This is a genomic window from Arthrobacter sp. H5, from assembly GCF_000520595.1.
In the GTDB taxonomy this organism is placed as follows: Bacteria; Actinomycetota; Actinomycetes; order Actinomycetales; family Micrococcaceae; genus Arthrobacter_D.
On the sequence record NZ_KI915037.1, the window covers coordinates 1 to 10070 of the forward strand.

A 10070-nucleotide genomic window follows, 5' to 3' on the forward strand; every position below is an offset into this window, starting at 1 on the left:
GCCGCCGAACCGCCCGGTAATCCAATCGAGCCCGGCCAGCAGCGACCGCATCACCTCCTCGTAGGATCCGGCCGCGAACAACGCCATCGCCATCACGTAATACACCATCAGCCGCGAGGGCAGCAGCCGGTTCCTCAACTGCCCGGCACCGGCACCGGCAATCACCCGGTCCACGACCGCCGGCGGAAAGACCCGCGTCAATACACCGAGCGAGACATGATCGCTCAACCGTTCAGGACTTTCGGGCTTCACCCAACCACTACGCGCCATGCCAAAAAGTTTAACAGATCACAGCCTAAGTAAACGGCATTGGGTCTAGGCGGAGCCCTCCAGCAGAAAGCCGTCTTCCCGGTGGATCAGCCGGCGGCCCGCACCGTTGGCGAGATGAACCCACAGAACTGATGCTTCGTTGGACCATTCATCGAGGACACCGGTCACCGGGCCGTCGTCGTGATGGTGGAAGGTGATCCGCTGCCCGCGTTCGAGGCGGGACCAGACCGGTACGTCGTCGTGCTTTAGCGCCTGGATATCCACAGGTGGTGTCCTTTCAATGTGACACACACCACGTTACGGACGAAGCCTGAACGTCCGGTGAACGCCAACCGACAACTTGCTGAAAGCTTTTCACCGACTTTGTCTGGAGGTGATGGGCTGTGCGGGTGGGTCGTGTGGGCCTTGATCGAGGCGGAAGGGTGGGTAGTCGTCTCGCATGAGTGCGGTGTAGGTGAGGGTCCGGTAGAACCAGCGGTGGATTCCCATGATCAGGTTGAATAGTCCCAGACGGTAGACGCCGGTGAAAAGCAGGATGATGGCGGTGATGAAGACGAGCAGGCCCAACAGCGACATCCCGTTGGTGCCGCCCTCGCTTGAGGAGGCCCACACGCTGCCGGTGAGTAGTGCGACTATGAGCAGGTGGGGTAAGGCAAGGAGCCAGGACTTGACCAGTACCCGCCCGTGGGAAAGCTTTTCGGGGTAGGCCACGTCGAAGGTGGCCGGATAATCGGTATGAGCCAGTGTGAATGGAGGGTAGTGGTCCGTGCCCATCACTCCGTTGGCGTAAAAGGCCACGCGCCAGTGCCAACGCATGACGCCGACCGTGAATTGGAAGAGCGAGGCCGGGTAGCGGCCGGTAAAGAGGATCATTACCCCGGCGGCCACGGTCACCACCACGAAGGCAATCCCGAGGATGGCCAGGACGATGTAGTGGGGGATGGCCAGGAACCATTTGACCAGCCACATCCACCGCGAGAGGTTGGGATCCAGCTGTCCCTCTAAACGTGCTGGATAGGCTCCTCCGGCGGCTCCGCTGATTCCATGGCTGGAGGATGAGAGCATTCTGTTGCCGAGGCCAAGGGCCCCGGCGATGATGAGTGAAACTCCGGCGGCGAGCATCGCGATGACTGCGAGGACGGGCCCGGAATTGGCGAGGACGCCAAGTGAGCCGGAGGCTAGTAGAACTCCGGTGACAAGAACGGACATGTATGCCGGACTCATTTTTTCGGGCGGCAGGGTGAAAGGATGGAACGGTTCGACTGGACTGGAATTCATGGTGTTGGTCCTGGTTTCTGGTGCTGGAAGGGGATTGTAGGTGTTGTCACCCGGCGGGTGCCGGATGGTGTTATACGGTGATGGCGATTTTGGCGCGGGCGTGTTCTTCGGCGAAGTAGCGTAGAGCCGCAGACGTTTCGCTGAGTTGGTAGGTCCGGTCGATGGCCGGTGTAATGCTTCCGGCTTCGATCAGCGCCCGGAGCAGGTCAAGGTTTTCTTTGTTTCCGTTCAGCAGCCCGGTGCGCAGGGTGTGGCTGACAAAGAGCGACATGACCAGGGCCCGGAGGATGCGCACCATGGGCCCAAGCACCCGGCCGCCGGTACCGCTGGAAAGCACCAGCGTTCCCTTCGGGGTTAAGGAGTGCCGTAAAGCCGTGAGCGGGTGGTTGCCGACCAGGTCGAAGATCAGGTCATAGCGCAGCCCACTCTTCGTGAAGTCCTCCCCGGCGTAGTCGATGACGTGGTCCGCGCCGAGCGACCGGGCCTGTTCGGCGTTTTCGGCGCTGCACACGCCGGTCACCTCTGCACCGAGCACCTTGGCGATCTGGATGGCGAAGGTTCCCACACCGCCGGATGCGCCGTTGATCAGGACTTTCTGTCCCGGCTGCAGTTTCCCGGCGTCCCGCAGCCCTTGGAGGGCGGTGTTCCCCGATACGGGGACTGTGGCTGCCTGCCCGAAGGACAGGTTGGCTGGCTTTAGTGCGAACAGGTCTGCCGGGCCCACCGCGTATTCGGCGAAACTTCCGTCCTCAAGCTCGCCGTACACCTCATCGCCGGGGCGCAACTGCGTGACATTGTGTCCTACCGCTTCCACCACGCCCGCGACGTCCTTGCCGCGGACTGCGCTCTTGGGCTCGCGCAACCCGAAAGCCAGGCGCGAGACCAACGGGCGACCGGTCGTGTAAACCCAATCCGCGTGGTTGATCGCCGCTGCATGCACCCGGATCAACACCTCGGTGTCTTTCATTGCCGGCCTGGTGATGTCCTCCAAGCGCAGCGTATCGGCTGAGCCGTAGGTGCGTTGAACGATTGCCTTCATTGTTGCGGTGGTTCTGTTCGTATCCATTGTTTGTGCCATTGTCTGCAGTGCCTTCTGGTATGCCGCTTCACGCGGCCTTTAGGTTCAAAATGCTTAGCCCGATTGGGCTGATTGATGGATTCTGTGGGGAGCGGCCACCGTGAGTACGGGCCTGCCAATTTCGCGGGACGATGGACCGTGGAGGGCCTTGATCCCCAGCCAACCTAACAGTGTAAGGTTGCAATTGAAGATACCATACGACGTAAGGTAGCGATCTAGAGATCGGACCCATCATGTCCACCGAAACGGAGAAAGTATGCCACCCGCACCAGCGCGAACGGGTTCAAGGGCTCCCGTAACCCGGGCGAGGGCGGTTCAGGTTGCTGTAGCGCTCGCCGATTCGGGCGGATTGCCGGCGCTCAGCATGCGCAAGGTTGCCCAGGAACTCGGCGTTGAGGCAATGTCGCTGTACTACCACGTGAAGAGCAAGGACGACATCGTTGACGGCATGGTTGACGTCGTCTTCAAAGAGATCACGCCGCCCTCTGCGGGCGCCGATTGGAAGATGGCATTGCGCGAACGGGCGGAGTCCACGCGCAGCGCTTTTGTGCGTCACCCGTGGGCAATCAGCCTGATGCGAGCTACACCTGGAGCGGCCACCTTGAGGTACCACGATGCAGTCATCGAGTGCCTCCGCAGCGCCGGCTTCTCCATGGCAATGACGGCCCACGCTATGTCCCTTCTCGACAGCTACGTTGACGGGTTCGCACTGCAGGAGGCCTCCCTGCCCTTGAGCGAATCCGGTGACATCAATGCCTCGACCGAGGACATAATGGCGCAGCAGGAGATGATGTCGGACGCCTTCCCGCATCTTGCCGAGATGGCCGTTACCCACATTCTGCAGCCCGGCTACGCCTACGGAAACGAGTTTCCGTTTGGGCTCGAACTGATCCTTGACGGCATCGAGGCCGCTCACCTGGTGGATATCGGCAACTCCTGAAGGATGTGCTGGGTGTCCTTGCATGGAACTTTTTTTCCGTCAGGCCACAGCGAGCGCGTGGTCGACAGGCTTTGGTGCTTTTACGCCCTTGATCAGCAGGTAGAAGACCATCCATACTTCGGCCGCTATGGCTGGCACGGCGATGATTGGAGTCAGTAGCGTCCCTACTTCGGGCCAGAGGAACATGAAGGGCAGGTGAATGAGGTAGCTGAAGCACGCGATGATCAGCAGCACACCCAGCGCCATTGGGAACATGGTGGATCTAAGCACCAAGTATCCGAGTGGCAGCAACCAGAGACCGAAGAAGACTTGGGCAATGAGGAAGCCGTTTTGCTGCAGATCCAGCAGGACCATGACGAGGGAGTCGGCACCGTCCGCGCCGAACGCGGCTGTGTAATCAGGGTCAGTGGCGATCCCGAGCGTGGTGAAAGATGGCGCCAGGTTCAGTGCCTGGATTGCGACGCTGATGGCAACTATCACGACCATCGCACGGGCAACATTCGTGTTGACGTGCTGGAGTAGTAAATACAGGGCCATTGCGATGAATAACATGAGGGTAGCTTGGGTGAGGTCCGCGAGGAATCCGAGCCGGAACAAGCCTTCATTGGCAGCGATATTGGCCGCCGTGGCGGCGGGGTCGCCGGGCACATAAATTAGAGTACGCACGAAGCCGACGGCGAATCCTGCCAGAATGGCGACGGCGAGGTAGAGCACGCCGGCAGTTCGTGCCAGGCGTTTTTGAGATTCCATGATTTCATCCTTAGTCAGTGAGAGAGTCATTGCCACGAGGGTTTCTTCGTGCCCTTGGACGGTACCGGCGGCATTGGAGCAGGGTGGCCGCGTGTTCCTGCAGCATCAGATGGTGATCGCGATTTTTCCCCTCACCTTTCCGGCCATGAGCTGCAGCATGGCCTCCGGCACCCGATCGAGCGGGTACGTCCTGTCGATGCGGGGCGTTAGCGTGCCGGCATCGATGAATGCGGCAAGCGTTTCAAGGTCTTTGGTGCGCAGTTTGGAGACGAACATCGTGAGCCTCTGGTGGACAAACGGTGACAGTGCCACCGCACGCAGTTGCCGACCCATTCCCGTCCAGCTGCCGCCGGCTTCGCCGCCGATGATCACGGCCGTGCCAGTGGGCGTCAGCGCCCGGCGGAGCCGCGACAGCGTTGGGCTGCCTCCGATGTCAAGGATCAGGTCATACCGGTGTGCGCGGTCGGCGAAGTCGTCGCGTGTGTAGTCGATGACGTGGTCGGCACCAAGCGAGCGCGCGAGATCGAGTTTTGTGGTGCTGCAGACGCCGGTTGTTTCGGCGCCCAACGCCTTGGCCAGTTGTACAGCGTAGGTACCTACGCCGCCGGATGCGCCGTTGATCAGGACCTTCTGTCCAGCCTTGACTCGGCCGACGTCGCACAGGGCCTGCAAAGCGGTGATTGCCGACGTCGGAACCACCGAGGCTTGCTCAAAGGTGGCGCCTGCCGNGGGGGAGCCGGTCTTCGCGGGCAACGGCGAACTGCGCGAAGGAGCCCCGGCCGATTCCGAATACCAGGTCACCCGCCCGGAACTTTGTCACAGCCGAGCCAACCTCGGCAACCGTGCCTGCAACGTCCGTGCCCGGCACCGGATTTTTGGGCGCCCGCAGTCCAAAACCGAGACGAAGCAGGTGAGGTTGTCCCGTCATGAGGTGCCATGTTCCCCGGTCGAGCCCTGCAGAGTGCACCCGGACGAGTACTTCATTGTCCGCAATTCCGGGCCGGGGGATCCTAGCTGACTGGAGGACCTCCGTGGAGCCGTAGCTGTCCTGCACAATCGCCCGCATCAGCCCATCCGCAGCCTGGTCATCTGTGCCGTAACCATTCGCTTCCTGTTGTCCAACTGAACTCATCACTGGTTCCTCATCACTTCGGCCACACGTATTCGTACTTAGTACGAATACGTTATCGTACTAAGTACTAAAATGCGATAGTCTCAGAGAGAGATGAATGAAGAAACCAGGAAAATCTCAGCGGAGCGTGTACCGCTCAGCCGGGGCCGCGTACTGCGGTGCGCCGTTGGAGTCGCCGATGAGTCCGGTATAGGAGCCGTGACGATGCGGTCGCTCGCCCAGGCGCTCAACACCAAACCGATGTCGCTCTACCACTATGTCGCCAACAAGTCGGAAATCCTCGACGGCATCATTGACATTGTTTTCAGCGAAATCGAGACACCATCGGACCGGGGTGGTTGGCGCTCGGAGATGTCCCGCCGTGCGGCGTCCGTCCGCCAGGTGTTGGGCCGTCACAGTTGGGCCATCGGGCTGCTGGAGTCGCGGACAAGTCCGGGTCCGGCAACATTGCAGCACCACAACGCCACCCTTGGCACCCTGCGCAGGGCAGGCTTGTCAGTGAAGTCTGCCGCGCACGCCTACGCTTTGCTCGACAGCTATATTTATGGCTTCGCACTCCAAGAAGCGGCGCTGCCGCTGAGCGGCCCGGAACCCGTCGCCGAAGTTGCTGCGCCCATGGTGGAGATGTTCGCCGGCGGGGCCTACCCGTACCTCTTTGAGATCGCGACCGAGCATGTGCTGCAGCCTGGCTACAACTTTGGAGACGAGTTTGACATTGGGCTGGGTGTGATCCTGGATGCCGTTGAGGGATGGATTACCGTCGACGGCGAGTAGGTGTTCAGCCCTTCCGCCACTCATCGTCGGTCAAGTGCGATCCGGCCTGCGGCCCCATTTGCAGCATGCCGCCGTCGACCGCCCAGGAAGCCCCGTTGACGTAGGCCGATGCCGGCGATGCCAGGAACGTAATCACGTCCGCGATCTCCCGAGGATGACCGGGGCGGCCAACGGGCACGCCGGGGCGGTGCACCCGATAGGGGTCGGCTCCCTCGGCGTCGTTCATATCAGTGAAGATCTCGCCCGGCAGAACAGCGTTGGCCGTGATGCCCTTATCTGCAAGTTCCAGGGCCATGGTGCGGATCAGGCCGCCGAGTCCGTGCTTCGACGAGTCGTAGGCCGAAGAGCCAACCCGCGGCTGTTCCTGATGCACGCTGGTGACGGCGATGATCCGGCCGCCCTTACCTGCGTTCACCATGCGACGCGCTGCTCGCTGCATGCAGACAAACGCCCCGTCGAGGTTAGACGAGAGGATTTGGCGCCACGTGTCAAAGTCTGTGTCCAGGAAGTGCTGCGGTTTGTTCATTCCGGCGTTGTTCACGAAGACGTCCACACCGCCAAGCTGTTCCGCCAGGTGGTCGATCACATCACCGCAGGCGGGTGCGTCCGACGTGTCCAACTGTGCGATAACAGCTTTCCGGCCCGCCTTTCGAACCAGCTCGGCGGTCGCCTCTGCTCCGTCCTTGCCCGAGTGCCAGGTGATTCCGACGTCGAATCCCGCCTCTGCGAGGGCAACAGCCGTAGCCTGCCCTATTCCTGAGTTGGATCCCGTGACGATTGCTTTAGTTGGTGAGAAGGTCATGGTTTCCATCCTGACCGTGGCGGAAGCGCAACACAAGGTTTATCAAAGAGATAACAAAGCGTGCTTCCAATCACCGGTGGATGGTGCCACTCTGTGGATATGAACGGCGGGAACATTAAGTCCAAGGATGGAAGCCGGTCAACCCGCTGGGGCGGCCTCCAAAAGGGGAGTTCGTTATGGCATCTGTAAGTTCAGCAGGGGCTGGCGAAACGTCGGTCTCAGCACGGTCCAATGTGCAGAAGGGAGCGCTGGTTGTTGGCGTTGTTTTCCTTCTGGTGGGCGTGCTCGGATTCATTCCGGGCATTACCACCAATTACGGCCAGTTGGGGCTCATAGGGCACGAGTCCGAGGCCCTGCTACTGGGCCTATTCCAAGTATCGGTCTTTCACAATATTGTCCATTTCCTCTATGGGGTGATTGGTGTTCTGTTTGCGCGCACCAGTGCGGGTTCATGGAATTATCTGCTGTGGGGCGGGGTGGTTTACGCGGTCCTTTTCATCTACGGACTGGTTGTTCCACACGATTCTGTAGCGAACTTTGTGCCATTCAACGGCGCTGACAACATCCTTCACATCGGATTGGCGATCGGCATGATTGCACTCGCCTTGCTGTTTGGAGGCAGGCGCGAACGCACCGGAGCGCACTGATCCGGCGCCGTATACCCGGCAGTAAAAAGACCCACCCCACAAGGGGGCGGGTCTTTCAATGGTGCCTGCGCGGGGCCTCGATCCCCGGGCCTTCCGCGTGTGAAGCGGATGCTCTACCAGACTGAGCTACACAGGCAAATGGTTCCCAGTCAGTTTAGGTCATTCACCGGCCCTGAGCACAAACGGGAGCGGTCGGCCACCTGCTCTGGATATTCCGGCGGATGATACGTAGCCTGACAATCTCAGGCTGGATTCAGTGAAGCGACCTGCATGGACCTGCGCAGGAATGACAGCAGAGGAGATTGCAGTGAACGATCAGGAGATTCTGGCGCGCATCCAGGCCCTCGTTGACGAGGAGCATCAGCTTCGCGACGAGCCCATGAAGGATGACGACGACGCCGCCGGGGACAAGCGTGACCAGCTGAAGCGGGTGGCAGCGGAGCTTGACCAGTGCTGGGACCTGCTGCGTCAACGCCGAGCCAAGCAGGTTGCGGGAGACAGCCCCCAGGACGCCACCGCCCGACCCATCAACCAGGTTGAAGGATACCGCCAGTAGCTGCACCCACCCCTGGATCGATTCTAAAGAAGGAACACCATGGAGAACCTGAAAGCATTTGCCCTGATCTGCAGTCTCACCCCCTCGCCGGAACCATCTAGCAGCGAGCTCATGGCCAACCACATCCTGGCGGAGCTGTCCAAGAACGGGGTGACGACGTCGTCGGCCCGGGTTGTTGACCACAATGTGGCGCCCGGCGTCAAAACCGACATGGGCAACGGTGATGAGTGGCCAGGGCTGCGGCAGCGCATCCTTGACGCGGACATCTTCCTGCTGTCCACTCCCATTTGGATGGGTCACCCCAGCAGCCTGGCGCAACGTGTGGTCGAACGCCTGGACGCCGACCTCGCCGAGACCAATGACCAAGACCAGCCGATCATGTACAACAAGGTCGCAGTGGTGTCAGTGGTGGGCAACGAGGACGGCGCGCACAAAACTGTTGCCGACATGATGCAGGCACTCAACGACATCGGCTTCACTGTTCCTGCGCAGGGCGGCACCTATTGGGTGGGCGAGGCAATGCAGGCCGTCGACTTCAAAGACCTGGACGAGGTACCGGAGAACATTGCCCATTCGATTTCCATGCTGGCCCGCAACGCAGCGCACGTGGCGAAGTCGCTGAAGGTGGCGTCCTACCCGCCGGAGTAACGCGAGGGGGATAGCCTGTGCCCATGGACGTTACTTGGGAGCAGGCGTGCGCGCGCAGACTCGAGCGGCAGGGGCTGGGCCGTGCGAATAAGGGAACGACGACGGCGCGCGGCCGGATCCCGCAGATGGCGGGCTCGATTTGTGGTGCCCACGCGCAGGTGATGTCCGCTGCGGAACATTCGCTGGGGCTGCGGGTTCCCGGCGTAACCCGGCGGGATGTGCGGGCTGCTTTGTGGGAAGAACGGTCGCTGGTCAAAAGCTTTGGGCCACGCGGAACGGTTCATCTGCTTCCGGCTGCTGACGTGGCACTGTGGATGGGCGCGCTGGCGGCCATACCCACGCCGCCGTCGTCATTGCCCAAGCACGCCCGTATGACGCCGGACCAGACCGGCCAGGTTTTCGATGCGATCGCCGCAGCCTTGGACGGCCGGGAGCTGACGCGCGAGGAACTCAGCCGCGAGGTGATCGCCGCAACCGGCCCGTGGGCGGGGGACCCGGTGGTGCCCGCCTTCCAGGGAAACGGTCCGCGGTGGATGCAGGCCATTTCCTACGCCGGACGGCGGGGGATGCTGTGCTTCGGACCGAACCGCGGACGGAACATCACCTACACCAACCTCTTGGCGTGGGTGCCGGGATTCGAGCCTGCCGCCCCGTTGGATGCGGTGGAGTTTGCGGTGCGCCGGTTCCTGCATGCTTACGGCCCGGCGACGCCGCGGCAGTTTGCGCAGTGGATCGGCTGCTCGCCGGCGTGGGCGGTGGGGACTTTTGAGAGCCTCGGTGACAGGTTGGAATCTGTTGGTTTTGAGGGCGGCCCGGCCTGGATCAACGCCGGAGATGGCGACTTCCCGGACGAGCCGTCGAGTGGGACCCGATTGCTGCCCTACTTTGATGCGTACGGAATCGGCTCGCATCCCCGGCCCCGGGTCTTTGCCGGGCAGGCCACGACCCGGGCGCTTGGGAACGGCCAGGCAGGCACCATGCAGGTGTTGCTGGTGGACGGCGTGGTGGGCGGTGTGTGGCATCAGAAGCGGTCAGGCAAGCGGATTGCAGTCACGGTAGAGGCGTTCAGGCGGCTTGGCAAGCGGCAGTTGGGTGAGCTGGAAGCGCAGGCAGATCTGCTCGGCGTCGTCATGGAAGGGGAGGTGTCGCTGGCGCTAGGCGAGGTGACAGTGGGGCACCACGCGTAGGTATTCCC

The 10070-nt window shown here is 61.5% G+C and carries 14 protein-coding genes and 1 tRNA gene; 6 read left to right on the forward strand and 9 right to left on the reverse strand.

The window, feature by feature from the left end; translation table 11 throughout:
• From Y708_RS26875 to Y708_RS0120650, 4 genes are all read right to left on the reverse strand, one after another.
• On the reverse strand, positions 1–270 hold a 270-nt coding region (locus Y708_RS26875), incomplete at its 3' end, for a transposase domain-containing protein (RefSeq protein WP_173401541.1).
• Between the two features lie 45 nt (positions 271–315).
• Positions 316–534, reverse strand: a complete 219-nt coding sequence (locus Y708_RS26880) for a hypothetical protein (protein WP_035777123.1) — start codon at positions 532–534, stop codon at positions 316–318.
• Between the two features lie 90 nt (positions 535–624).
• The gene (locus Y708_RS26885; RefSeq protein WP_051479247.1) at positions 625–1548 is read right to left on the reverse strand and encodes a DUF4389 domain-containing protein; all 924 of its coding nucleotides are present in this window, start codon (positions 1546–1548) and stop codon (positions 625–627) included.
• Positions 1549–1618: 70 nt separating this feature from the next.
• On the reverse strand, positions 1619–2614 hold the full coding sequence (locus tag Y708_RS0120650) for an NAD(P)-dependent alcohol dehydrogenase (protein WP_253905908.1): 996 nt from the start codon (positions 2612–2614) through the stop codon (positions 1619–1621).
• Positions 2615–2882: 268 nt separating this feature from the next.
• On the opposite strand from Y708_RS0120650, the gene Y708_RS0120655 reads away from it, so the two are divergent.
• Entirely contained in the window at positions 2883–3566 is a 684-nt protein-coding gene (locus Y708_RS0120655) for a TetR/AcrR family transcriptional regulator (protein WP_028281376.1), read from the forward strand.
• Between the two features lie 39 nt (positions 3567–3605).
• Here Y708_RS0120655 and Y708_RS0120660 read toward each other — a convergent pair whose 3' ends face one another.
• The 3 genes from Y708_RS0120660 to Y708_RS31325 form a co-directional block, all read right to left on the reverse strand.
• Positions 3606–4316, reverse strand: a complete 711-nt coding sequence (locus Y708_RS0120660; protein WP_028281377.1) for a DUF4386 domain-containing protein — start codon at positions 4314–4316, stop codon at positions 3606–3608.
• Positions 4317–4421: 105 nt separating this feature from the next.
• Positions 4422–5015, reverse strand: a complete 594-nt coding sequence (locus Y708_RS31320) for an NAD(P)-dependent alcohol dehydrogenase (RefSeq protein WP_253905909.1) — start codon at positions 5013–5015, stop codon at positions 4422–4424.
• 10 nt (positions 5016–5025) lie between these two features.
• Positions 5026–5448, reverse strand: a complete 423-nt coding sequence (locus Y708_RS31325; protein WP_253905910.1) for an alcohol dehydrogenase catalytic domain-containing protein — start codon at positions 5446–5448, stop codon at positions 5026–5028.
• Positions 5449–5541: 93 nt separating this feature from the next.
• Between Y708_RS31325 and Y708_RS0120670 the strand changes: the two genes are divergently transcribed.
• Complete coding sequence (locus Y708_RS0120670; RefSeq protein WP_028281378.1) at positions 5542–6222, forward strand: TetR/AcrR family transcriptional regulator; 681 nt, start codon at positions 5542–5544, stop codon at positions 6220–6222.
• 4 nt (positions 6223–6226) lie between these two features.
• On the opposite strand, the gene Y708_RS26895 is transcribed toward Y708_RS0120670, so the two are convergent.
• A complete protein-coding gene (locus tag Y708_RS26895; protein WP_155853976.1) occupies positions 6227–7024 on the reverse strand; it encodes an SDR family oxidoreductase in 798 nt (265 codons plus the stop codon).
• 176 nt (positions 7025–7200) lie between these two features.
• Here Y708_RS26895 and Y708_RS26900 point away from each other — a divergent pair, with 176 nt between their 5' ends.
• On the forward strand, positions 7201–7671 hold the full coding sequence (locus tag Y708_RS26900; RefSeq protein WP_035777125.1) for a DUF4383 domain-containing protein: 471 nt from the start codon (positions 7201–7203) through the stop codon (positions 7669–7671).
• A 59-nt stretch (positions 7672–7730) separates the two neighbouring features.
• Here the strand turns inward: Y708_RS26900 and Y708_RS0120685 are convergent.
• Positions 7731–7807: transfer RNA gene (locus Y708_RS0120685), tRNA-Val, on the reverse strand.
• A gap of 171 nt (positions 7808–7978) precedes the next feature.
• On the opposite strand from Y708_RS0120685, the gene Y708_RS0120690 reads away from it, so the two are divergent.
• From Y708_RS0120690 to Y708_RS0120700, 3 genes are read left to right on the forward strand one after another with little or no spacing between them, the layout of a single operon-like run.
• Positions 7979–8227 carry a DUF2630 family protein gene (locus Y708_RS0120690; protein WP_028281379.1) on the forward strand — a complete coding sequence of 83 codons (249 nt, stop codon included), beginning with the start codon at positions 7979–7981 and terminating at the stop codon, positions 8225–8227.
• A 39-nt stretch (positions 8228–8266) separates the two neighbouring features.
• The gene (locus Y708_RS0120695; RefSeq protein ID WP_028281380.1) at positions 8267–8875 is read left to right on the forward strand and encodes a flavodoxin family protein; all 609 of its coding nucleotides are present in this window, start codon (positions 8267–8269) and stop codon (positions 8873–8875) included.
• 23 nt (positions 8876–8898) lie between these two features.
• Complete coding sequence (locus Y708_RS0120700) at positions 8899–10062, forward strand: winged helix DNA-binding domain-containing protein (protein WP_028281381.1); 1164 nt, start codon at positions 8899–8901, stop codon at positions 10060–10062.
• Positions 10063–10070 lie beyond the last annotated feature (8 nt).